This is a genomic window from Nocardia sp. CA-135953 (genome assembly GCF_050955735.1).
Lineage (GTDB): Bacteria > Actinomycetota > Actinomycetes > Mycobacteriales > Mycobacteriaceae > Nocardia.
In genome coordinates this window covers 3,662,087-3,684,581 of sequence record NZ_CP192082.1, presented here as the reverse complement: position 1 = coordinate 3,684,581, position 22,495 = coordinate 3,662,087, and the positions used below count along the sequence as shown (strand labels likewise).

General features: G+C 65.3%; 23 protein-coding genes and 4 pseudogenes. 15 read left to right on the top strand and 12 right to left on the bottom strand.

What is annotated here, in order from left to right; genetic code table 11:
* Positions 1–75: 75 nt before the first annotated feature.
* Positions 76–729 (top strand): annotated as a pseudogene (locus tag ACQPXH_RS17085) (dienelactone hydrolase family protein); the annotation flags it as partial.
* Here ACQPXH_RS17085 and ACQPXH_RS17080 read toward each other — a convergent pair.
* The 4 genes and pseudogenes from ACQPXH_RS17080 to ACQPXH_RS17065 form a co-directional block, all read right to left on the bottom strand.
* Positions 710–1,813, bottom strand: coding sequence for a CapA family protein (locus ACQPXH_RS17080; protein WP_433597520.1), 1,104 nt, complete (start codon positions 1,811–1,813; stop codon positions 710–712). The pseudogene ACQPXH_RS17085 and the gene ACQPXH_RS17080 sit on opposite strands and share 20 nt — an antisense overlap.
* A gap of 340 nt (positions 1,814–2,153) precedes the next feature.
* Positions 2,154–2,261 (bottom strand): annotated as a pseudogene (locus ACQPXH_RS17075) (alpha/beta hydrolase); the annotation flags it as partial.
* Positions 2,262–2,272: 11 nt separating this feature from the next.
* On the bottom strand, positions 2,273–3,004 hold the full coding sequence (locus ACQPXH_RS17070; RefSeq protein ID WP_433597519.1) for an SDR family NAD(P)-dependent oxidoreductase: 732 nt from the start codon (positions 3,002–3,004) through the stop codon (positions 2,273–2,275).
* Between the two features lie 56 nt (positions 3,005–3,060).
* Positions 3,061–3,366, bottom strand: coding sequence for a hypothetical protein (locus tag ACQPXH_RS17065; protein ID WP_433597518.1), 306 nt, complete (start codon positions 3,364–3,366; stop codon positions 3,061–3,063).
* A gap of 136 nt (positions 3,367–3,502) precedes the next feature.
* On the opposite strand from ACQPXH_RS17065, the gene ACQPXH_RS17060 reads away from it, so the two are divergent.
* Positions 3,503–3,838 (top strand): winged helix-turn-helix transcriptional regulator, encoded by a 336-nt coding sequence (locus tag ACQPXH_RS17060; protein ID WP_433603486.1) that lies wholly within the window; start codon positions 3,503–3,505, stop codon positions 3,836–3,838.
* A 102-nt stretch (positions 3,839–3,940) separates the two neighbouring features.
* Here the strand turns inward: ACQPXH_RS17060 and ACQPXH_RS17055 are convergent.
* Positions 3,941–4,135: pseudogene (locus ACQPXH_RS17055) on the bottom strand (hypothetical protein); the annotation flags it as partial.
* Positions 4,136–4,424: 289 nt separating this feature from the next.
* On the opposite strand from ACQPXH_RS17055, the gene ACQPXH_RS17050 reads away from it, so the two are divergent.
* The 4 genes and pseudogenes from ACQPXH_RS17050 to ACQPXH_RS17035 all read left to right on the top strand — a co-directional run.
* On the top strand, positions 4,425–4,847 hold the full coding sequence (locus ACQPXH_RS17050; protein WP_433597517.1) for a phage holin family protein: 423 nt from the start codon (positions 4,425–4,427) through the stop codon (positions 4,845–4,847).
* Positions 4,848–4,849: 2 nt separating this feature from the next.
* The gene (locus ACQPXH_RS17045) at positions 4,850–5,239 is read left to right on the top strand and encodes a DUF3618 domain-containing protein (RefSeq protein WP_433597516.1); all 390 of its coding nucleotides are present in this window, start codon (positions 4,850–4,852) and stop codon (positions 5,237–5,239) included.
* 219 nt (positions 5,240–5,458) lie between these two features.
* Positions 5,459–6,004, top strand: a complete 546-nt coding sequence (locus tag ACQPXH_RS17040; RefSeq protein ID WP_433597515.1) for a hypothetical protein — start codon at positions 5,459–5,461, stop codon at positions 6,002–6,004.
* 71 nt (positions 6,005–6,075) lie between these two features.
* A pseudogene (locus ACQPXH_RS17035) lies at positions 6,076–6,291 on the top strand (glycine betaine ABC transporter substrate-binding protein); the annotation flags it as partial.
* Here ACQPXH_RS17035 and ACQPXH_RS17030 read toward each other — a convergent pair.
* The gene (locus ACQPXH_RS17030) at positions 6,288–7,313 is read right to left on the bottom strand and encodes a hypothetical protein (RefSeq protein WP_433597514.1); all 1,026 of its coding nucleotides are present in this window, start codon (positions 7,311–7,313) and stop codon (positions 6,288–6,290) included. The pseudogene ACQPXH_RS17035 and the gene ACQPXH_RS17030 sit on opposite strands and share 4 nt — an antisense overlap.
* A 206-nt stretch (positions 7,314–7,519) precedes the next feature.
* On the opposite strand from ACQPXH_RS17030, the gene ACQPXH_RS17025 reads away from it, so the two are divergent.
* The 3 genes from ACQPXH_RS17025 (at position 7,520) to ACQPXH_RS17015 (ending at position 10,661) form a co-directional block, all read left to right on the top strand.
* A complete protein-coding gene (locus ACQPXH_RS17025; RefSeq protein WP_433597513.1) occupies positions 7,520–8,986 on the top strand; it encodes an MDR family MFS transporter in 1,467 nt (488 codons plus the stop codon).
* 216 nt (positions 8,987–9,202) lie between these two features.
* Positions 9,203–9,670, top strand: a complete 468-nt coding sequence (locus tag ACQPXH_RS17020; protein ID WP_433597512.1) for an NUDIX hydrolase — start codon at positions 9,203–9,205, stop codon at positions 9,668–9,670.
* 166 nt (positions 9,671–9,836) lie between these two features.
* Complete coding sequence (locus ACQPXH_RS17015) at positions 9,837–10,661, top strand: FAS1-like dehydratase domain-containing protein (RefSeq protein WP_433597511.1); 825 nt, start codon at positions 9,837–9,839, stop codon at positions 10,659–10,661.
* A 33-nt stretch (positions 10,662–10,694) separates the two neighbouring features.
* Here ACQPXH_RS17015 and ACQPXH_RS17010 read toward each other — a convergent pair whose 3' ends face one another.
* On the bottom strand, positions 10,695–11,030 hold the full coding sequence (locus ACQPXH_RS17010) for a histone-like nucleoid-structuring protein Lsr2 (protein WP_433597510.1): 336 nt from the start codon (positions 11,028–11,030) through the stop codon (positions 10,695–10,697).
* A gap of 340 nt (positions 11,031–11,370) precedes the next feature.
* On the opposite strand from ACQPXH_RS17010, the gene ACQPXH_RS17005 reads away from it, so the two are divergent.
* The 4 genes from ACQPXH_RS17005 (at position 11,371) to ACQPXH_RS16990 (ending at position 15,607) form a co-directional block, all read left to right on the top strand.
* The gene (locus ACQPXH_RS17005) at positions 11,371–12,192 is read left to right on the top strand and encodes a ParA family protein (protein WP_433597509.1); all 822 of its coding nucleotides are present in this window, start codon (positions 11,371–11,373) and stop codon (positions 12,190–12,192) included.
* Between the two features lie 117 nt (positions 12,193–12,309).
* Positions 12,310–13,665 (top strand): NAD(P)/FAD-dependent oxidoreductase, encoded by a 1,356-nt coding sequence (locus tag ACQPXH_RS17000; protein WP_433597508.1) that lies wholly within the window; start codon positions 12,310–12,312, stop codon positions 13,663–13,665.
* Positions 13,666–13,977: 312 nt separating this feature from the next.
* Positions 13,978–14,631: a PAS and ANTAR domain-containing protein gene (locus tag ACQPXH_RS16995; RefSeq protein WP_433603485.1), complete on the top strand. Its 654-nt coding sequence runs from the start codon at positions 13,978–13,980 to the stop codon at positions 14,629–14,631.
* A gap of 70 nt (positions 14,632–14,701) precedes the next feature.
* On the top strand, positions 14,702–15,607 hold the full coding sequence (locus ACQPXH_RS16990) for a serine/threonine-protein kinase (RefSeq protein ID WP_433597507.1): 906 nt from the start codon (positions 14,702–14,704) through the stop codon (positions 15,605–15,607).
* A 24-nt stretch (positions 15,608–15,631) separates the two neighbouring features.
* On the opposite strand, the gene ACQPXH_RS16985 is transcribed toward ACQPXH_RS16990, so the two are convergent.
* The 3 genes from ACQPXH_RS16985 to ACQPXH_RS16975 all read right to left on the bottom strand — a co-directional run bounded on the left by ACQPXH_RS16985 (position 15,632) and on the right by ACQPXH_RS16975 (position 18,343).
* Positions 15,632–16,534, bottom strand: coding sequence for an alpha/beta fold hydrolase (locus ACQPXH_RS16985; RefSeq protein WP_433597506.1), 903 nt, complete (start codon positions 16,532–16,534; stop codon positions 15,632–15,634).
* 33 nt (positions 16,535–16,567) lie between these two features.
* The gene (locus ACQPXH_RS16980) at positions 16,568–17,482 is read right to left on the bottom strand and encodes an undecaprenyl-diphosphate phosphatase (protein ID WP_433597505.1); all 915 of its coding nucleotides are present in this window, start codon (positions 17,480–17,482) and stop codon (positions 16,568–16,570) included.
* 495 nt (positions 17,483–17,977) lie between these two features.
* Positions 17,978–18,343 carry a hypothetical protein gene (locus ACQPXH_RS16975; protein ID WP_433597504.1) on the bottom strand — a complete coding sequence of 122 codons (366 nt, stop codon included), beginning with the start codon at positions 18,341–18,343 and terminating at the stop codon, positions 17,978–17,980.
* Here ACQPXH_RS16975 and ACQPXH_RS16970 point away from each other — a divergent pair.
* Together ACQPXH_RS16970 and ACQPXH_RS16965 are read left to right on the top strand one after the other, a co-directional pair.
* Complete coding sequence (locus tag ACQPXH_RS16970; RefSeq protein WP_433603702.1) at positions 18,257–18,541, top strand: hypothetical protein; 285 nt, start codon at positions 18,257–18,259, stop codon at positions 18,539–18,541. The two genes, ACQPXH_RS16975 and ACQPXH_RS16970, sit on opposite strands and share 87 nt — an antisense overlap.
* Before the next feature lie 132 nt (positions 18,542–18,673).
* Positions 18,674–21,025: a hypothetical protein gene (locus ACQPXH_RS16965; protein WP_433597503.1), complete on the top strand. Its 2,352-nt coding sequence runs from the start codon at positions 18,674–18,676 to the stop codon at positions 21,023–21,025.
* Between the two features lie 275 nt (positions 21,026–21,300).
* On the opposite strand, the gene ACQPXH_RS16960 is transcribed toward ACQPXH_RS16965, so the two are convergent.
* Positions 21,301–21,876: a recombinase family protein gene (locus tag ACQPXH_RS16960; protein WP_433597502.1), complete on the bottom strand. Its 576-nt coding sequence runs from the start codon at positions 21,874–21,876 to the stop codon at positions 21,301–21,303.
* 173 nt (positions 21,877–22,049) lie between these two features.
* On the bottom strand, positions 22,050–22,484 hold the full coding sequence (locus tag ACQPXH_RS16955; RefSeq protein WP_433597501.1) for a DUF2871 domain-containing protein: 435 nt from the start codon (positions 22,482–22,484) through the stop codon (positions 22,050–22,052).
* Positions 22,485–22,495: the final 11 nt, after the last annotated feature.

Genomic DNA, 22,495 nt, shown 5'->3' with positions numbered 1-22,495 from the left:
CGCAGCTTGCGCATGTCCGACCGGGCGGGTAGTCCGGATACCAGGAGGTGTTCGATGTCGCAGCCCTCCGCATCCGATCCCCTGACGCGGACACAGGAAGTCATCATGTCGTCGGAGTCCATCCGACTGACGGGGATACTGGCTGTCCCAGAGAACTCCACCGGTCTGGTCGTCTTCGCGCACGGCAGCGGTAGCGGCCGACACAGTCCGCGAAATCGGCTGGTCGCCGATGTGCTGAATCGGGCAGGGCTCGCGACCATGCTCGTCGATCTGCTGACCGGGGCCGAGGAAGGGGACCGTGCGCGGGTCTTCGATATCGAGTTGCTCGCCGAGCGTCTCGTAGCGGTGACCCGCGGACTTCGCACGCGGGCGGTTCTGGGCGGGCTTCCGACCGGATATTTCGGGGCGAGCACGGGTGCCGGTGCCGCATTGTGGGCGGCCACCGAACCCGGCGCCGAGATCGCGGCCATCGTCTCCCGTGGCGGCCGCCCCGACCTGGCCGGTCCGCGGCTGGCGCACGTCCGCGCGCCGACGCTGCTCGTCGTCGGCGGCAACGACCGCCAGGTGCTCGAGCTCAACCGCGCGGCCCAGCTGCGGATGCCGTGTCCGAGTGAGATCGATGTCGTCCCCGGCGCGACGCACCTGTTCGAGGAGCCCGGTGCGCTCGAGCAGGTGGCGGATCTGGCCCGCGACTGGTTCCGCCGCCACCTCAGTGTTGTGCGGTCTTGAACACCAACGGTAGGTCGTTGGGCCGGGGTGCGACCCGGGTGCCGAAGGCGCGACTGATGTGCTCGATCGTCTCGCACAGCCATCGAACTTCGTTGCGCGTGGCCGATTCCAGGCGCATCCGCCGGATCCGCAGTGGAATCATTCGCGTTTCCAGCACGCCAGGATCGATGGACACCAGGTATAGCAACCGCAGCTCCGGGCGATAGCGCTCATAGCCGTGGATGCCCTCGTAATCATCGATGACATCACCGCACCCGTACAGAATCGGTTTGCCTCGGTAGATCTCGATCGGCCGCGGATGGTGTGCGGAATGCCCGTGCACGAGGTCGATTCCGGCATCGATCAGCCGATGTGCGAACTGTCGTTCACTCACCGGCACCCCGTACCCCCAATTGGGGCCCCAATGTACGGAGACGATCGCGATATCGTCATCGCGCTTGTGCGCCAACACTTCTGCCGCCACCTCGTCGGCGGCGCGAATATTCGGTGTATCGCCGATCCACCACAGCCCCGGCCGATCGCGGCGAGCCGCCCAATGTTGTGGAACCCCACTCGATCCCGCACCGACCGAGACGATTACCACTCGTCGCCCGTCATCGAGTTCCGATATCGCCGGGGCCCGGGCATGGTCGAAGTCCGCGCCTGCCCCCGCGCGTTGGATGCCTGCGGTATCGAGTGTCGCCACCGTGTCCGCGAGCCCGCGAATACCGAAATCGAGAATGTGATTATTGGCCAGCGCGCACACGACCGGCGCGATTGCGGTCAATACCGGCACATTGTCCGGGTTCATGCGGTAATGGATGCCTTTGAGCGGTGCGAACGCGCCGTCGGCGGTGATCGCGGTTTCCAGATTGATCAGTCGTACCTGCGGGGCGAGCTGAGCAAGGATCGCCAGGACATCGCCCCATGGGTGGCCGAAATCCACGGGACGGTCGAATTCACCGTTCGTCTGCTCCGCCAGTTCCGCATACGTCCGCGCATCCTCGACGTACCGTTCGCGCAGCGTCGGATCACCGGGGTGCGGGAGAATCTGATCCACACCGCGGCCCACCATGACGTCGCCGCCCAGCAGCACCGTCGCCATACCCCATTGTCGATCATGTCCGCGTGGTGCGTTGCGCTTCTCGGCAACGTGTTCACGTGCTCGTCGAGGTCGACAGACTCCAGCCGCCCTGTCGAAGGCGGCTCACTCTGATCGCACACTCGCTTATCACTCCAAAGATCTTTCCCGTGTGACTCGGTTCTAGCTGTGACGCCGCGTCGGTGACCTGTTCACGACCGTGGCGCCGCGCCCTTCGTCAGCATTCGCGAAGTACCGAAACCCCGAAACCCCTTCGCGCCCATGGTCGCAGCGACCTCGGTGCGATACGTCGCGGCCGCTCGCTCACGCGAGCAGGAGGAGTCGACCGAACCATGTCCATGTGCACCCGATCGGCCATCACATTTGCGGCGATGATGTCGACCGTCCGTGCGCCCCAGTCGAATCCGCGGAGGATGGCCTTGTCGATGTGCAGGCCGTCCATGAAGTCGATACTGTGTCGGGTTATCCTGCGATGGTTTGTGGGGCAAGGGATTCGGGATAGATCTGCTCGACGCGGTCGCGTTTGGTGTACATATCCCAGTAGCACTCGGCGAGGTCATCGGGGTCGACAACGAGGAAGGTCCCAAGCGAGTCCGAATCGGCCTCCACCGCGGCGGCCGCCTCACTGCGCGCGATCATCGCCCCGATGGAGAGGGTGCCGGCATATATGCCGGTGTCGGCAAGCTCACCGTTGAGGGAGTACAGATAGTTGCGGGCGGCGGACATCACCGGGCCGACACCGCTGAGGTGAGGTATCGGCTGCGCCGCCGTAGAGCCATGGGTCAGCAGGAATGCGCCGTCGCCGCGCTCGGTCCATTCCGGCAGCACGGCGCGGACGACCTCCACCGGGGTGAGCAGAAGCAGCGGAATCAGTCCTCGTAGGGTGGTCGCGTCCAGCTGGACGGCCGGCGTGAAGCCCTGCTCACCGTCGAGCGGCCCGTATTCGATGACGTCGATACGACCGAAGCGAGCGTGTATGGCCGCGACCAGTGCGGGCACTTCGGCGGGCTCGGAGAGATCGGCGGAGAAGGCGACCGCTTCGATGCCTTTATCGGCTAGCTGCTCGACGAGCGCGTCCAGGCGGTCCTTGCGGCGCGCCACGAGGGCGACGCGGAAGCCTTCGCGTCCGAAGCGGTGGGCAACGGACACGCCGAGACCGGTACCTGCTCCGAAGATGGCAATCACTTTGGACATAGAACTACTCCTTTGAATGGGCCATGCGCGTGGATGGGCCAGGCGCGGGTGAGTGGTCAGGCACCGGTGGGCTGACCGGCGGCGGCCATCGCCTCGATCCGGTGCGTCATCGTCTCCAGTTGCTCGCCGGTCAGGCCGTGCTTGTGCCGCAGGGCTTCGCGCACGTCGATGGTGTGGCCGGTGGGGAAGCCGTCGCTCAGCGGGAACGAACGGTGGATCACCTTCACCTCGTCGCCGTGCTCGAACTGCTCGATCGCCCGATTCAGGCGATGGTTGTCCGGGCCCCACCAGGGGCAGGTGACCTCGGCCCAGAGTCTATCCTCATGCCGCCCTCCGATTCCTACTGTTTGTGTGTAACGCAATAATGAGACAGTATTGAAGGCTGTACAAAAGGCACATCGATGTCTGTGCCGGAGAGGAATGTGCGCTATGGAGGTCAGAGCCCGATCGAGCGTTGTCACCAACCGCGGGCCGTGCGCCGGCATTCCCACCGAGAAGATGGAGTTCATCCGGCAGGTACTGGACCGTGTCGGGGACAAGTGGAGCATGCTGGTGATCGCCGTCCTGGACGCCGGGCCCCGGCGCTACACCGACCTACAGCGCGACGTTCCCGGCATATCCCAGCGTATGCTCACCCTCACATTGCGTCAGCTGCAGCAGGACGGACTGGTGACCAGAACCGCCTATGCCGAGGTGCCGCCGCGCGTGGAATACGCCCTCACCCCACTGAGCCGCAGCCTGCTCGAGACCGTCACGTCCCTGATCACCTGGGCCTCCGACCACCACGACGAGATCCGGGACAACCGGGCCCGCGCCACCGCAGCCGCATCCTGACAGCCGATGCCACGCTCTTCGCGGCGGGGTATCAGGGGTGCGCAGCGTTTGATCGGGAGCAGCGCTGAGGTGGGTGGTGTCCCAGGTGGCGAGCAGGGTCATGGCTTCGGCCGAGGGGCTGGCGGGTTCGGGACTGTAGACGGTCGAAACGGGACCGGGATCGGCCGGTAGCGGCATCGTTTCGTAGCCGACCTCGATATCGCCGACAGGATGGTGGAAGCGTTTGGTGCTGGTGTAGTGCAGGCGCACATTGTGTTCGGCGATTCGATGGTTCGCCGCTCGGGCGGTGGAAGTCAACGACGGTAATCCCAAGAGTGGGAAGAGATTTCGGCATTCGGGTGTCGTGCGAGCTGCCCGGAATGAGTGGGCCGTGGTAGCCGACTACCACCTCGTAGGGCGACCTGGTGCCGTGCTCTGTGGCGAGCCGATATCGGCACGGATCTGCGCCCCCGGTGGAACCGATATGGTGCCCACATCGAGCATCGGGTCCAGCACTCGGACGATCTGGCCATCGTGGGTTTGAAAGTCGCAAAGCGGGCCAACTCGGACATATCTGGAGCTGTTCCCCGAATACCTAGGAATCGCCATGACCGAAACACCCACCGGGTTGTATATCGAGACGTCGCCCACGGCGACACGGTCGGTTACCGAGCTCGTCAACGATGCGACCGAGCAAATGGCCCGCCTGATCCGGGACGAGATCAAGCTCGCGGAACTCGAAGTGCAGAGCAAAGGCAAACGTCTGGGACGCGGCGCGGTTGTGACCGGTGCCGGTGCGCTCGCGGCATGCTACGGCGGCGCCGCCGTCATCGCGGCGGTGATCATCGCCCTCGCGGGTCCGCTGTCCGGCTGGGCCGCCGCGCTGATCGTCGGGGCGGTGCTGCTCCTCGTCGGCGCCGCCTCGGCCGCTATCGGCAGGAAGGACCTGCAGAAGGCGGTGCCTCTGGTTCCGCGGGAGTCGATCAGCGGACTACAGCAAGACATCCATGCGATCAAGAGCGGAGGATAGCGATGCGTGATGAGAGCACCCCTTCAGTCGGATCGCCCGAGGCGGAGCTGCTGCGCGCCGATCGCGACCTGGCCAGACAAGAGCTGGGACAGACTGTGGCGGAACTGACCGGCAAGCTCGATGTGAAGGGCAGAGCCGAGGCGGAACTGCATCAGACCGTGGACAATGCCCGCGCCAAAATGCATCATGCGGCGGAAACCGTGCGGGAGAAGCGTGAGAGAGCCAGCGCCGCAACGCAAGACCGCGCCGTACAGTTCGCCGCCGTGACGCGCGGTCGTCCGGTGCCCGTCGCGGCCGCGGTGACCGCCGCGATCGCGGCCTTGGTGACCTGGCTCATCCTGCGTGACCGACGCAGCCTGGGCAAAAGACGGCCAACGCGCCACCGGCACTGATCTGCGAACCCGCACCATCTGCTGACCCTGCGCAGTGCCGGAGATGTTGGGCGGCAACATGTTCGGCACCCCGGCTGTCCGAGTCGCAGCCCGCAGGGGTTGCTCTCGGACGGTACTATTACCTTTCGATCACAGATGTGGTCGACTGAATCACGTGGCCCGGCACGGGCTTTGAGGCACGTGTCGGCACCCGACAGCCGATGAAATGTGGGGAAAACTATGAGCGCCACCAAGTTCGCCGCCACCGCCCTGCTCGCGATCGGTGCGACCGGCATTACCGCAGGCGCCGTGCAGGCCCAGCCGATAACAGCCGACACCACCGTGCAGGCAACCGATCACGGCATCAACTTCGTCACCGCACCGACAGCAGACCGCCGAGGAGTCAGCACCACCATCGAGGCCGGACGGTTCACCGTGGCCGCCGATGCTCTTTCGATCACCCTCACCGACGCCGTAGGTAATGCGGTGACCTCGATTCCGCTGGGGCTGCAGACCGCGGCCGGGACCGTCGCCCTCACGCCGGAGATCGCCAATGACGGCCGAACTCTCACCCTCACAGCGCAATCCGACACCACGCGGACCGCGCAGGCAATCGATGAGGCCTCCGACACGATCGCCCGCAAGCAGTACAACGCCGGGATCGGCGCGCTCATCGGCGCCGGGATCGGCGCGGTGATCGGCTTCTTCCTCGGTGGTGTCGGTGCCCTCGTCACCATCCCGATCGGCGCGGGCATCGGCGCCCTGATCGGCTACTCCACCCCCTGATTCCCGGATCACGAGCACTTCGAGTCCCTGTGTGCCGCTGCCGAACAGCAGCGGTGCACCGGGACGTGCTCGACGACAAGAAGTTCTTCCTGCCCTACAGCGGTACCCTGGTCGTGCGCGGCGTCGTCCTCGACCGCTACCCGCAGTTGCGAACCCTGCTGGGCGCGATTTCCGAACACACCGACGAGCTGACGCAGGACCTCAACGGCCGCGTCGATGTCGATGACGAGGATTCCGCCGATGTCGCCTACGACTGGCTGAGAGCGAGAAGCTGGTCGAATAGCTAATTGTCGACCGGGGGTTGCAGGCTTATGCGGTCGGCGAGGGCGTCGACGGCGTCCGCGTCGGCGTAGGCCTCGGTGGTCAGTTCGAGGAATGCGGCCCAGCGGTTGATCCGTGGTGTCCAGCGTTGGATATAGGCGTGGGCATGTTCGAACTCACCTTGCGCGCCGCTTATTCGCGCACGTGCAGCCGCTTCGGTGGCGGCCTGTACGGTGTTCTGGGCCAATGCCAATTGTTCTCGGCAGTGGTCGGCGTCCGGGACTTCCTCCCGCACTGTGTCGGCTTCGACGCGCAGGTTGAGGATGACTCCGGCCAGTCGGGGGTCGGCCGGTCCCGACCGTGGGGCGGAGGTGCCCGCGGCGATGGCTTTATCGCGGCGTTCACGTCGTCGCCGCTCCCGCTTCTCGGCCAGCGCCACTTGCTTACGGTAGGTCTGGGTATCCGCGACGGTTACCACGGGATAGGTCAATACCGCTGTCGCCGAGAGCATTTCGACGCCATTGCCGTCGCAGACCTGGATGGAGACCCGGTCCAACGGGCGGTCGGGGTCGGGTTCGTCCTCGAGGCGGGCATCCAGGACCGCGTTTCGGTATTCGATCATGATGTCTGCGACGACCCGATCGAACACCGCGGTGCCGACCTCGATGTGGTTGGTGCACCTGCGGCCGGTGCAGTCATCGGGAATGCCGAATTCGCCGTCACCGGAGTCGACAACGGATTTCCCGGTCGGACCGCTGCCGACAACCTCCCAGGTGTAGGTGTTGGATTGTGCTACTTCGGCTCGCTCCACACAGTCCTCGGACATGGCCTGACCGTACTTCATGAAGGTGCCGGGAATCGGGTTGTTCTCCCGAAGCCGTCGAGATACGTCGTCGAGTCCGGCGCGTCGGCTCGGACAGCACCCTCGATCCCATCGGCGAGATCCGGCGCACACGAGTGTCATCGCCATGACGAACACCGCCGCGGTGCTCGTCGGCATCCTGCGCTGCGCCGTTCGCGTCGCGCTCGAAGGATCATTCTTCATCATGAGAGGTATGTTCTTACCGATGTGCCCGGTGTGCGGCGCGGTGGCGATGGGTGGAAAAAGCGATCGCACTTGTCGGTGGCGACCGCAATACTGTCCCTTGCCGATGAATTCGAGCCGCCGGTCCCGTCTCATCCACTGTGGCGGGATCCGATGAATCGGCAACGCGCCACACATATTCCTGTCGAGACACTCTGGAGGTACACCCGATGTCAGCCGAACTTTCCGCTCCCGCCTCGGGAGGGCGGACGCCGACCGTCATCCGGGTACTGGTCCTCGCGACCTTCGTGGTGATCCTGAACGAAACCATCATGATCAACGCGATCCCACGGCTGATGGCCGACCTCGAGGTCACCGAGCGGGCGGCTCAGTGGGTGTCCACCGCGTTCATGTTGACGATGGCCGCCGTAATCCCGACGACCGGCTGGTTCCTGCAGCGGGTATCGACCAGACGGGCCTATGCCGTGGCGATGGGGGTCTTCCTCGCCGGTACCGCGTTGTCGGCCGCCGCGCCGTCGTTCGCGGTGCTGCTGCTCGGACGGGTCATTCAGGCCGGCGGCACCGCGGTAATGATGCCGCTGCTGATGACCACACTCATGACCGTTGTGCCCGAAAAGGACCGCGGCCGGGTGATGGGCAATGTCACCCTGGCCATTTCGGTGGCGCCCGCCCTCGGCCCGGTGGTATCGGGAATGGTGCTGCAGATCGGTTCGTGGCGTTGGCTTTTCGTGCTGGTCCTGCCGATCACCGCGGTCGTCACGTGGCTGGGTCTGCGTCGGCTGGAGAATATCGGTGAACCGCAGGCCGGGGCGATCGACTCGGTCAGCGTGGTGCTCGCCGCGCTCGGATTCGGCGGGCTGGTATTCGGGCTCAGCCGGTTCGAGAGCGACAACCTCACCAGCCCGGCTCTGATCGTCGCCGGAGGTTCGGCCCTCATCGCCGTATTCGTCGTCCGTCAGCTGCGCCTGCAGCGCACCGGCACCCCGCTGTTGGACCTGCGGGTCCTGCTTTCCGGCACCTACGCGAAGGCACTCGTGCTGATGTCGGTCGCGTTCATGGCGATGCTCGGCTCGATGATCCTGTTTCCGCTGTATCTGCAGAACCTGCGTGGCCTGAGCCCCTTGCAGACCGGTCTGCTGGTGATGCCGGGTGGGCTGGCGATGGGTCTGCTCGGACCGACGGTCGGCCGCCTGTTCGACCGCTTCGGTGGACGCGTACTGGTCATTCCCGGCTCGGTCGGGATCGCCGCGGCGCTGGCCGGATTCACCCAGATCTCGATGTCCATGCCGTACTGGCAGCTGCTGGCTCTGCACATCCTGCTGATGGTGTCGCTGGCCGTCGCCTTCACCCCGGTCTTCACCCTCGGGCTCGGCGCGCTTCCGCAGCACCTGTACTCGCACGGCAGCTCCATGCTCGGCACGCTGCAGCAGGTCGCCGCGGCCTTCGGCACCGCTCTGGTGGTGACGGTGATGTCGGCCCGCAGCACCGGACTCGTCGCCGATGGCATCGACCCGGCCACCGCCCACCTCGACGGCATGCGTCTGGCCTTCCTGGTCTCCGCCGCCCTGGGACTGGTCGTGATCGCCATGGCTGTACTGCTGCCCAGCCGGGCGGCAGCGGCCCCTGAGGATGCCGAGGAAGTCGACACCGCAGTCTCCGAATTGGTCAAGAGCTGAACGTAATTCGACACGCCGAACCCCTGGCCCGATGTGAGGCCGGGGGTTCGGCGTCGCCAAGCCCGCTCGAACTGAAAATAGCAACACCCCCAGTCCATTACGCTTCGAACTCGCGGGGTTCACAATCCGATCGTCGAGTTCGCAAATCGGCTGCTCGCTCTCGAGAAGGTTTGTGGCCTCAATGCCCGTTAGCCTCGGAATGAGGGGTTTCATTTCATGACTGGCGCAGTCGCCGAGGTTCATGGCGCAGATACTCAGCGACACAAAGTCATCGGCGACGTTCACCTCCTGCTACGCCGCGGAAGCGACGTGCTCTTCGGCCTGCGCCAGAACACCGGCTTCGAGGACGGAGCTTGGCACCTGCCATCCGGCCACCTGGAAGCTGGCGAATCCGTCATCGACGCCCTGATTCGCGAAGCCAAGGAGGAGATCGGTATCAGCATCGCCCCCGAGGACGTCCACTTCGCCCACATCATGCACAATTCGTCCTCCGGCGGACGAGTGGCGTTCTTCTTTTCAGTACGTTCCTGGAAAGGAGAGCCGGAGAACCGGGAACCAGACAAATGCTCAGAGCTGCAATGGTTTTCAGCCAACGAACTGCCTGATCACATGATCGACTACTGTCGTGTGGCTATGGCGCACATCGTCAATGGTCATCCATTCTCCATCTACGGCGGCCCGTGATCGTCGGCGGCGGTGGACACACCCGGTGGGGTAATGCAGGCCATGCTGCCGCCGGTGGAGGGCGGCTGGGAACCGGCGATGGGTGCGGTACCTCGGATGGGGGAGCACACGCCGCCCTGCGCGCGGAATTCGCATCGGCAGAACATGTTTCGAAGGAGTCGCTGGCATGACCGAGGTGGTCGAGCGCACCGAATTGCTGGTGCCCGGTCCGGCGGAGGCGCTGAGCGGGCTGCTCGGTGTGCCATTGCTTGATCTCGACAAGGGACTTCCGCTGCTGTGGCACTGGATCTACTTGCTCGAACGACCCGCACAGGCGGATCTGGGACCCGATGGTCATCCGATTCGCAATACGGTTCCGGCGCCGCCGGGGCCTGGGCGACGCCGGATGTGGGCCGGAGGACAGGTGCGCACCCGCGGTGCGCTGGTGTGCGGCGAACCGGCGACGAAACGAACGACAGTGCTGTCGACACAGGAGAAGCAAGGGCGCAGTGGTGCATTGACCTTCGTCGTCGTGGGCCACCAGATACTGCAGGGCGATCGGATCATCGTGGACGAACGCCAGGACATCGTCTACCGCGACGCCGTCGAGGCGAGTGGGCGAACCGGCGAACCGGAACCAGGCCGGGACGCGAAAGTCCCGCCTGCCGAAAACGAATGGGCCATCGACACCTCGCCGACCCTGCTGTTCCGGTACTCTGCGCTCACCTACAACGGCCACCGCATCCACTACGACCGCGACTACGCCCGCGATGTCGAGGGCTATCCCGGTCTGCTCGTACACGGACCGTTGCAGGCGCTGGCCATGGCAGAGGCCGCCCGGGCCCGCGGCTACGCCGGTGACCAGATCTTCGACTATCGGCTGCGGTCGCCGCTGTTCGACCACCAAGGGCTGGTCGTCTCGGCGACCCCGCGCGACGGTGCGTTGGTGACCGTCGCGCGGGACGATTTCGGACGGCAAACCGCTGCCGGGACATTGCATCCCGCCGACTGACGACGAGGTGATCAGCGCCAGGCTGCGCAGCGGTCAGGCGTTGGCCTTCTCGTACGCCTGGGCTACTTCTGCTGAAATCCGTCCGCGGGCCGACACCGCGATGCCTTTGGCGCGGGCCCAGTCGCGGATGGCGACGGTGCGGGCGCGGTCGTTGGCCGTGCGCGAGGTCTTGCTCTTGCCCCGGGCCGCGCGGCCGATTCTGCGAGCGCTCGAGGCCCAGGGCTCGAAGATGCCGCGCAGCTGGCCGGCGTTGACGGTGGACAGGTCGATCTCGTATTCGACGCCGTCGAGGGCGAAGGCCACTGTTTCCTCGGCAGCGGATTCGCCGTCGAAGTCATCGACGAGCGTCACAACGACCTTGCGTGCCATGGGCATTCCTTTTCGTGGGTGGACAGCGGGCAGAGGATCGTAAGCAGAGGGTCGTGATCATAACGAGCGGCCGCACGACGGTCGCAGCTGCCCCGAATCGAACCCGGACGTGCGCAGTTCCTGGGATTCATTCCCGGCGAGCTGGTTTCGACCAAGCGGTCGGTTCAGTGAATTGTCAGCGATCTACGCCCTGATTGTTGATGAGCGAGGACTCATGTGGGGTTTGTGGTTCGGTCTCGGAGTTGAACGGCTACCCTGGCGACATGTTGGCAAACTATCTGCGGCGAGTTGATCTGCCCGGCAAACGGAGTGGCTCAGGAGTGCGGACGAGCCGAAGCGTTTGCGAATCGTGAGTGCGGTCCATGCATCCGAGCAGTCGGTGCCCCGCGCTGATGCACAGGTCATTGCCCTGTGCAATCAGAAAGGCGGTGTGGGGAAGACCACCTCGACCATCAATCTGGGCGCTGCGCTGGCCGAATGCGGGCGGCGGGTGCTGCTGGTCGACCTCGATCCGCAGGGCGCGTTGTCCGCCGGGTTGGGTGCCGTACTGAATGACCTGCCGTGCACGGTATACGACCTGCTCGGGGGATCGGGAAAGCTGATCGACGAGGTGCTGATCAGGACTCACGTCGACAATGTCGATCTCCTGCCGAGCAATATCGATTTGTCCGCGGCCGAGATTCGGTTGGTCAATGAGGTCGGCCGGGAACATTCGCTGCGGCGGGTACTCGACCCGATTCGGGACCGCTACGACTACATACTCATCGACTGTCAGCCGTCGTTGAGCCTGCTCACCGTGAATGCGCTGGCCTGCGCGGACGGTGTGATCGTCCCGATGGAATGCGAGTTCTTCTCGCTGCGCGGGGTCGCGCTGCTCACCGATACCATGGACAAGGTGCGGGACCGGCTGAATCCGGGCTTGAGCCTGTTCGGCATCGTGGTCACGATGTTCGACCAACGCCTGCTGCATTCGCGTCAAGTACTGGCCAGGGTTGCCGAGGTCTTCGGCGACCAGGTCTACGACACGGTGATTTCGCGGACGGTCCGCTTCCCCGACGCCAGTGTTGCCGGTGAACCCATCATCACCTGGGCGCCTCGCTCCGCCGGCGCCGAGCAATACCGGGCCTTGGCCCGCGAGGTCATCCACCGATCCGGCCGCTGACCCCAGGTCTACGACATGCACGACCACGCCGCAACAGGGTAGGGTCGCCGTGCTCTGCTCGCGATCGCCCGATCTTTCGGACGTCGTCGGCGCCGTCACACCGACGAGGAGGCCCCGGTGAGTCGAAGGGGTAGCCGCCGCGCCGGGGACCATGCGGTCGTACTCGGTGGCGGGATCGCGGGTCTGTTCGCGGCCCGCATTCTGGCTGACCACTATGCGGTGGTGACCGTCGTCGAGCGAGATCGGTTGTCGGCCGCGGAAACCAAACGCCGCGGCACTCCACAATCGCAACATTCCCACGGCCTGCTGATGCGCGCCGCCGATATCGCCGAGTCCCGGTTTCCCGGCCTGATCGACGAGCTGATCACCGATGGTGCGAAGGCCGTCAGCGCATTCGACGATTTCCGGGCGATCTTCTTCGGAAACGTCCTGTATCGCGCCGAATTGGGCAGAACATCCGTTGCCGCCAGCCGGCCATTTCTGGAATCGCATGTGCGTGCCCGGGTATCGGCGCTGCCGAATGTGACGATATGGGACGACGCTGTCGTAGCCGAGTTGGTCGCCTCCGATACCAGCGTCGGCGGAGTTCGGGTGCTGCGCCGGGAGACCGGCGGCGAACCGGAACATGTCTATGCCGATCTGGTGGTCGACGCGATGGGCCGGGGTTCACGAGCCGGTGCCTGGCTCGAGTCGCTGGGGTACCGGCGGCCACGCGAAGACCAGGTACCCGTCGATATCGGCTATGCCACTTGCCATTTCCGCCTACCGCTGGACGCAGTCGGCGGCGATCGGATCGTCCTGGTGGGACCGATGCCCAGTCGACCACGTGGGTTCGGTTTCGCGGTACAGGAGGGGGATTTGTGGGTGCTCTCGGCGTTCGGCGTCGGGAAGGAAAATCACCCACCGGCAAGTCCGGACGCATTGCTGCATTACGCCGCAGCGTGTGCACCGGACGATGTCGCTACCGTAATCCGCCGCGCGATACCTGTCGACGACGTCGCGACCTATCGGTTCCGCACGGCGATATGGCGCCGATACGAACTGCTGAATCGTGTTCCGGGCGGAATACTTTCGATCGGCGATGCGGTATGCAGTTTCAATCCGATCTACGGCAGCGGAATGACTGTCGCGGCCATTGCGGCGGATCTACTCGATGAGGTACTCCAGCAGGGGACCGACGATCTGCCACGCCGCTACTATCGCCGCGTCGGCCGCATGCTGCGCACCCCATGGTGGCTGACAAAGGTCAGCGATATGACGATGCCCCCCGTCGAGCTCGGCTCATCAGGGGTGAAATCACTTGCGCATTCAGGCTTGAACAGGATGTTCCGGGCAGCGGCGGACGATCCGGCGACTGCGGCGAAATTCCTCGATGTGCTGAATATGACGAAATCCCCACTGCACATGTTCGATCCACATGTCGCCGCCGCGATGATGGGATTGCATCGTCTTCGAGGACGCCGTACCGCGTAGGCCGACCGTGCCGGCCCGGCCCGATTCGTGCCGTGTCGTGCCGGGCCGGGCCGGGCCGGCAACGCTGGTCCCTGCCTCGGCACCAGCGCCACCCCGACCTTGCCGAGGATTTCCGGTCACTTGGCCACGGCGCGCCGCAGCGTTCCGGCCAGTTCGGCGTTCCGCCGCTTTTGTTGCGGCCAGGCTCGCGCTCACGGCGTGGCGGCTGCTCGACGAGCGAACTTGACCAGCAGCTTTCCGGAAAGAAATCCTGCGTCCCAGACGGGTCGCGAGGGCCATAATTGGTTGGTGACGTCTTCGTCCGGATCTCCGATCCATGCCGCGGATGCGCCGCTCCGCCAGTCGGGTGCGCGGTCCGCGGTCGGTAGCTTCCGCTTCTGGTTCGCCAGCCGCCGGTGGGAGTGGTCGCCGGAGGTCTACCGGATGCACGGTTACCGGCCCGGGGAAATCGAGCCGACCACCGAACTGCTGCTGGCCCACAAACATCCCGACGACCGCGAACCCGTCGCCGAACGCATCGCCCGTTCGGTCGACCGCGGCGAACCGTTCTCGAGCCGCCACCGGTTCATCGACACCTCCGGGGCCGAACACAATGTCATGGTGGTCGCCGACCGAATCCTCGACGACGACGGCCAACCGGTGGGCACGACCGGTTTCTATATCGACCTCAGCGCCACCCTCGCCGAAGCCGAACGTGAGGCGCTCGAGGTGCGTTTGCCGGAACTGATCGAGGCGCGTGCGGTGATCGAACAGGCCAAGGGTGTGTTGATGCGGCTGTACGGGATCAATGCCGAGCAGGCGTTCAAGGTGCTGATTTGGCGCTCGCAGGAAACCAATGTCAAGCTGCGCGTGCTGGCCGAACAACTGATCGCCGAGCTGGCCTCTGTCCCGGCGCCCGAACCCGCGACCGTCGCCACCTTCGATCACGTTCTGCTGACCCTGCACGAACGCATACCCAAGAACTGACCGAACCCGATTTCCCAGCAGCGAGAGGTTGCGCCGCCGATGCCGGGCGTCGGCGAACTACGGTGTGGCGGTGGTACTGGAACCGAATGACCGGTTTGCTGGATTCGTTGTGCAGGCTCGGCTTGGTCATGGCGGTAGCAGTGATGTGTATCTGGCCGAGGATCCGGAACGGGCGCGGCCGGTATCGCTGAAGATTCTGGGTCCCGAGGACAGCCGGTCATCCGAGGCGCGTGCGCGCTTCGTGCACGAATTCGACATCCTGTCCGTGCTGCGGCATCCCAATATCGTGCGGATGTACACCCACGGTGAAACCGACGGCAGGCTGTGGTCGGCGCACGAGTACGTGGCAGGTACAACTGGTGCGATATTGGTGCCGATGCCGCACCGGCAGCCGGACCTGCGGCGGGTGCTGCACGTGCTCACTCGGGTCGCGGCGGGTTTGGATTTCGTGCACGCCAACGACATCGTGCATCTCGACGTCAAACCGGCCAATCTATTGGTGGGCACCGACGACCCTGCGACGGTGAAACTTTCGGATTTCGACCAGGCCCGATGGCTGCACCGGCCCGAACCGCCCCTGGCCACAAATGGTTTCGTCGTCGTCTCGGTACCATACGCCGCACCAGAGCTGCTGCAGGCGGGCGCCGTATGCCCGGCGACGGACCAGTACGCACTGATCTCCACCGCCATCGAGCTGCTCACCGGCCGCCCGCCGTTCCCCCGCGGAAATCTCATGGCCACCGCGCAGGCCCACCTGCACGATCCGCCCCCCGATATCTCCGCCCGCCGGCACTGGATCCCACCGGAGGTCGACTCGATCGTGCACCGTTCGCTCGCAAAGGATCCGAGCGCGCGCTACCCCACCTGCACCGAACCCATCGCCCTACTCACCGAGGCCCTGCACGAGACCCGGCCGGGCAGCCCCTTCCTGAAGCGTTTGAACGCGGCGTTCACCCGATCGGCGCTACGCCGGTAGCGATACGCGCCGAAGTCATAGCGATCATTCGGCGGGGAAGGCGAAGTCGCGGACGAGCGCCGCGAGGTCGAGGGGCCGGTCGCCCTGCACCGAGTGTCCGGCGCCGTCGACGACCGCGACCTGCGCGCGGGGGCGGCGGCGGAGCAACTCCGCGACGTCGGCGTCGTCGACAACCGGTGAGTGTGCGCCGCGTACGAGTAGTAGTGGTGCTTGTACGGCGGATACGTCGTCCCACAGTGGGCTGAAGTCGACCGACCCGTCGGCGGTAGCGCGGAGTCGGTCGTAGCGCCAGATCCAGCGGCCGTCGTCGCGTGGGCGTGCGTTGTGTAGGACTCCGCGCCGGAGCGACCGGACCGACCGGCTCGGATTGTGCGCGACGGTGCGCTGCAGGATCTCGTCGAAGGATCCGAAATCGGTGGGGCCGTTGACGAACGCGACTATCGCCGCGGACTTGTTCGGGTTGTCGCCGGTGCCCGGGGTGACGTCGACGATGATCAAGCGGCGCACCAGGTCCGGGCGGCGCGCGGCCAGTCGCACCGCGGTCAGCCCACCGAGGGACATACCGACAACCGCCTTCGCTTGCGGCGCCACGGTTTCGACGGCGGTGGCGACTGCCTCGGCCAGCCGGTGCGGTGTGTACAGACGGTCGGGCCACCAGTCGGAATGGCCGTGGCCGGGTAGGTCCAGTGCGACGAGTGGGCGGTTCAGCGCCAGCGCCACGGTGTCCCAGGTATGCGCGTTCTGCGCGCCCCCATGCAAGAGCACCAACTCCGGCTCGCCCGCACCCCAGCGCAGACCACTGATCTGGCGACCAGAGCCGATGTCGATCGAGAACCGTTGCACCTGGGGCGGACCGGACCAGGGCAGCCCGGCCTCGGCCGCATTCTCGGCGAACAGTCCGAATTCGTCATAGTCCGGTGTTGTCATCTGAGCACGAAACCCTGTTTGTCGAAGATGGATTCAGCTGAAGTGGACAATCGAGAGCAGTCCGACGATCAGTGAGTACGTTGCGAACGGTAGCAGGGTGCGAGTTTGGAAGTGCCGCTCCAGGTAGCGCACGGCCAGCCAGGACGACGCCCCGGACACGATGGCGCCGACAAGTATCGGCCCGCGGATGCCGTCGGTCTCCGGTCCGAACAGTTCCGGTAATTCCACGATCCCGGCGCCGAGGATTGCCGGAGTGGCAAGCAGGAAGGCGAATTTGGCCGCGTGGGTGTGTTCGAGACCGCGCCACAATCCCCCGACCATGGTCAGACCCGCGCGGCTGAACCCGGTCAGCAGGGCGCCGGCTTGCGCGAATCCGATTCCTACGGCGTCGCGCGTCCCGAGGGCGGCCAGCGGCCGGTCGGATTGGCGGGCCGGATGCGATGCGGCGGTGAGGGCGAAACGTCGCCCGTATTCCGCCAGCGTCGGCTCATTGCGTCGGCGCAGCCCCTCACCGATCACCAACACCACGCCATTGAGAGTCAGGAAGACGGCCGCATCGATGGGCCCCTCGAACAATGCGTGCAGTGGATGGACGAGTAGCGGCCCGAGGATGGCGACCGGCGTGGAGGCGATCACGATCAGCCACGCCATTCGCTGCGGAACGGTATCAAGCCGCCGGGTGCGCAGCGTCGCCACGAAACCGGCGATTATCGCGCACCAGTCGCGCCAGTAATACCCGAGCAACGCCACCGCTGTTGCCACGTGTAACGCGACCACGAAAGCCAGATAGGGATTACCCGCACCGGACTCGTTCTGGACCAACAACTTCCGCCAATCACCGCCCACCCATGCGGCGATCAGCACGGAGTGACCGAGGCTGGAGATCGGAAACAGCTCGGTGACCCCCTGCACCGCACCGATGACAGTCGCTTCAAGATAGGTGATCATCGCGGACGATTCTTGCACGTGCCCGACAGTCTTTCCGGCTGGGACCAGCACACTCCGATTTGTCCGAATACCGGTTCTCGCAGCACCTTTCGTGAGTGTGCTGCCGACCGACGATTCTCGCGGCGTTCGCCGAGACAAGCGCTGTTCCGCCCGCCGGTAGTCGCGGCTGGAGCCTGCTGCGTCGTGATACTCGAGCCCCGCTGGCGGCGTCGTGCACGGAAAGACCAGCGATGTCCAGCAATTCGTCGGCGAGCATCGAGCGAACTTCATCGACAACGTCGTGGAGCGAGGCACCCTCGGGGGAGAAGGTTTCGACTACCGTGCAGCGATGCTCACAAGGAATGCGGCGATTCAGTGCGCGCCTTGGCCTCTGGGATCGGCACCGGGGTCCACACACGAGAAGTTTTCGACCCGCCCGGCGACACAGTGTGCCGCCGGGCAGGTTCCTTCCCCGTTCGCTGCGCGAACGCCGCCACGTCGCACAGCGCTGCCATGCTAGCCCAACCGGCCCGCAGATCTATGTCGCCACGCTGACATCGGCGTGTTCGGCGTGTTCGAAGCCGACGCACGCGCACTTCGATGCACAAGGCCGCCCGACGACCGAGGCATGAAACACCGTGTCGCAGTGGGGCGACCGCGGTAACTACTGCGCCGCAGCGGGTTCGGTCGCCGGGGCCGGCAGTCCGGCGAGTCGGTGCGGCGCAGTAGGGATTTCACGGTTGCGGCGGGCAGCAGGCCGAGTTCGGTGGCGACTTCCTCGACTGGGCGGCCGGTGTGCAAGGCCTGCTTGGCGATTCGGGCGCTGGCGGCGTACCCGATGTGGGGAGTGAGGGCGGTGACGATGCCGATGGAGCGGCGCACACCCTGTTCCAGATGGTCGCGGTGCGGGGTGATGCCAACGACGCATCTGGTTGCCAGGGTGTCGATGGCGGCGGTGAGGTGGGCGGTGGTTCACCGCGTTCGGCTTCCATCGCGCTCGCGGCCCTGGATCCCGCGCACCATTCGAATTTGGACTGCCGCTTCAACCCGTGGTTGATCGAAGGTGGCGGCGCCCTCTGATTCCGACCGATGAACCCTGCCCGAACCAGCCGAGCCCGGCAAGGTGTGGACTTCCCACTCTCGGGAGGTTTGACGACCTGAGTGAAAATTGACTGTGCCACTGTCCGCACTCGGGTCCATGCGAATCGGATCGTGGTTACGGGTCAGCACACCCGGTTGCACCTGACCGCGGTAACGACACAGCAGGAGAACTTGGTGATGCAGCGGTCGCGGTTCGATCCGGGCGAACTGCGGGCAATGGTGACGAGATTGGAGCGCCTCATCGCCGAAGCCAACCGAACCGTCGTCGAGCTGAAGGCCGCGATCGAATTCGCGGAGGTGGAGTCGGTTGCGTCGTCCGAAGAGGCGCGTTCGGATGCGGCATCCGTGGAGGTGAATTCGGTCGCCGCGCCTGCTGTGGCGCATTCGGACGTTTCGCCTGCTGTGGTGCATTCGGATTTCGCAACTGCGGCAGTGCGGTCGGAAACCGCCTCAGGTCGACCGACGACAGACCAACCCACAGCAAGTCGGCATCGCCCCCTCGTGCGCGAGCCCGCACCAACTCCGTGGTCCCGTCGGACAGTGGACACCCCGTGGTCGCAACGCACCGTCCGTCCGCGCCCGGCGAGACCGAAAGCACCCGCCGAACCCTCCACATCCCCTGCACCGGAACCGATCCCACTCGCAGCCCCAGCCGCACCGACGTCGCTTTCGGTGGGTGTTTCGGAACCCGAGTCGATACCCGCGCCGGTGGACGACATCGAGGCGCCAGCGGCTATGCCGTTCCTGGTGGAGTCGGTGTCCGGTGGTGCGGCGTCACCGGGAGATATCCGGGAACCGGAAGCCGTGTCGGCACCGAGTGGTCCGCTTGGTGAGACCGCGAACCCGGAAGCGATTCGACCGTCGGCGGAAGTTCAAGCGCCGGAGGTAGTTTCGCCGGCCGGTGATGTTCGGCCGTCGGACCCTCTGCCGCCGTCGGTGAATATCGCGGAACCTGTACCGGTCAAGGTCGCAGAACGCCCGGCTTCACCTGTGTCGGTCGACGTTTCGGATCCCGAGTCGGTGCGCCCGCCGATGGATCCTGTGGCACCTGCGGCCGTGCCGTTCCCTGCGGATGCCGCCGAGCCCGCGGCGGTGGCGCTACCAGCGGATATTTGGGATCCGGGGTCGGTGTTGTCGGCTGATGTCGTGGAGGCTGCGGCGGTGGCGCTGCCGACGGATGTTCAGGACCCCGGGTCGGTGTTGTCGGCTGATGTCGTGGAGCCAGCGGCGGAGGCACTGCCGGAGGATATTCGCGAACCCGAGGCTCTGTCGCTTCGGGTGGATGTCAGTGGCGTGGATGAAGTGCCGCTACCAGCTGACGTTTCAGTTCCCGAATCGGGACGTGCGCCGGTGGAAATCGAGGCACCCGGGGCGGTGCCGTTGCCTGCAGGTGTTCGGGAGTATGAGGCTCGGCCGCTACCGGCCTATATCTCCGAACCCGAGACGGCACGCCCGCGGGTGGATTTTGCAGCGCCCGAGATGGTCCCGTTGTCAGTGGTTTCTGCCGGGCCTGCGGAAGGGGCGTTACCCGCGGATGTCCGGGGGCTGGAGGCAGTGCCGGTAGCGGCCGACGTTCAGGAGCCGGAGTCGGTGCCGGTCTACGGGCAAGAGCGGGAGTCGGTGTCGGTCTACGGGCAAGAGCCGGAGTCGGTGTCGGTGCCGGTCTACAGGCAAGAGCCGGAGTCGGTACCGCTGCCGCTCTACATGGGGGAGCCCGGGGTGGTGTGGCCATCCGCGGAGGAGTTGAAGCCGCAGTCTGTGCCGCTGCCGGTCTGTGTCGAGAAGTCCGAGGCGGTACGGCTTCCGACATATCCTGACATCGAGATGCCGTGCTCCCGTGCGGATTCCGTCGATTCGGCGAAGCCGACGACCGCTGTCGAGTTGGCGGCGCAGCACGGTCTGGACATCGTCGGATTCGATGGGCCGAATGTCGACACCTACGTTGTCGGGGAGGTGACGGCAGCGGTGGATGACATGCTCACCAGATATCCGATTGCCTTGCGCGGCATACGGATTACCGACCCGAACGATAGCGGGCCCGCTTCGCATGGGCCGTCTCCGGCATTGCCACAATCGGATACGTCAGCGATTTGGATGGTGCTCGACGGGGGTGCCTTGGCGACCTTGGTCCCGGCCACCAAGGGTGCGCAGCCGCGTAGGTGGTTGCGGCGGCGCCGCAACGCCGATAGGCCGGTGTACGCGGCGGTCGTGCGTGAGTTCGGTTGTGCGCTCGATGTCGCGGGGGACTTTCGGGCCCGGCACGAGGCGCAGCGCCGACTGATCACCGAATCACTGCGTCGCAGTGCGGATCTCACCTACAACCCGCTGGATCCGAGCCTCGCCCTGCTCGATGCCTTCACCGATGTCGCGCTGCACGGCGATCGGGCGGGGAAGTTGGCGAAGGAGTTGCACGACATGCTGGTCAAGATGGCGCGAGCCGAGTCGACCGACCTGTCGGCGTGATCAGGGGTCCCGGTAGTAATCGTGCGAAAAACAACGACAATGGCTTGACCAGCAACGATGGTGGACCTGGCGGGGTGGGTCTGTGCGCGGGCACGGTCGGTCATAGACATTCGGTGGACCGTGTGTAGACGAATGCGTGTGTGGCAACCCCTCTGCTGGGAGGCCATGGTCCCGTTCCCCGAGATGGTTGTTCCCTAATAACCGGAGGGACCGTGGCTTCCCGTCACTTGGGGTCGGTCGAGGAACGGATTCGGCGTTGTAGCAGGTTGATCGGGCTATGAGGTCTTGCCGAGGTGGCGGTAGATGGTGGGGCGGGTGACGCCGAACTCGGTGGCGATCTGGGCGACGGTGTAGCGGCGCTTGCCGTGTTCGTCGAGTTCGTCGTACATCTGCCGGGCCAGTTCGACCTGCCGGGAGCCGAGTTTGGGTTTCTGTCCGCCGGTGCGTCCGCGGGCACGGGCGGCGGCAAGCCCGTCGCGGGTGCGTTCGGACATTAGGGCCTGTTCGAATTCTGCTATCGCGCCGAGGATTTGGAAGAACATGCGGCCGACCGCGGTGGAGGTGTCGATGCCCTGATCGAGCACGACCAGGTCCACGCCGCGCTCCTGCAGCGTCTTGGACAGTTCGATGAGGTGTTCGAGGGAGCGGCCGAGCCGGTCGAGCTTGGTGACCACCAGTTGGTCTGCGGGTCGGTTGGCGACGAGCAGCGCCTTGGTCAGTTCGGGGTGGGAGGCGAGTTTGCCGGAGGCTTTGTCGATGAAGATCTGTTCGCAGCCGGCCGCGGTGAGTGCGTCGTGCTGGGCTTCGGGATGCTGGTCGCGGGTGGAGACCCGCCCGTAGCCGATTCGCATGCCGCGCAGCGTAATGCGAACCCCCGACAGGTTGACGATGCCGCGTACACGGCAATCTTTACAGGTTCGGCCGAATCCGACCTGCGGGAATCCGCAGCGGCCCAATATGTCTCGTGAACGATCATTTGTGAGAATGCGTGCCGCCGCAGTCGATGGACTTGCCATACCGGAGGTCAGGAGGGGACCGGCTCCTCGCTGCGAGCTGTGATGGCCTGGTACACGGTGAGGAAGAACAGCACGAATCCGATCGTCAGCAGGACGTGACCGACGCCGGACAGCTCCGATAGTGGCTTGTATTCGCCGTGCCCGAGGACGGTCCGGCTGCCGATGATGGTCATGCACGCCGACGCCCACAGGACACCGATGTTGTAGACGGGGAAGAACCAGCGATAGGCGCGGGTGTTCGACAGGGTGAGTTGATGTTCGAGCACCAGGACGATCAGGAAGAACAGTGTTCCCAGTGCCAGCAGGTGAGTGTGGACCACGGCGAGTTCGGTTTTGCCGGTGAACTGGTGGGCCTTGGTGAGTTCGCGGTAGAGCAGGCCCGAGGGCAGTCCCAGTGCGGTGTAGCCGACGGCGGCCCAGTAGAGCTGTTTCATCGAGTTCATCGAGTCCTCGT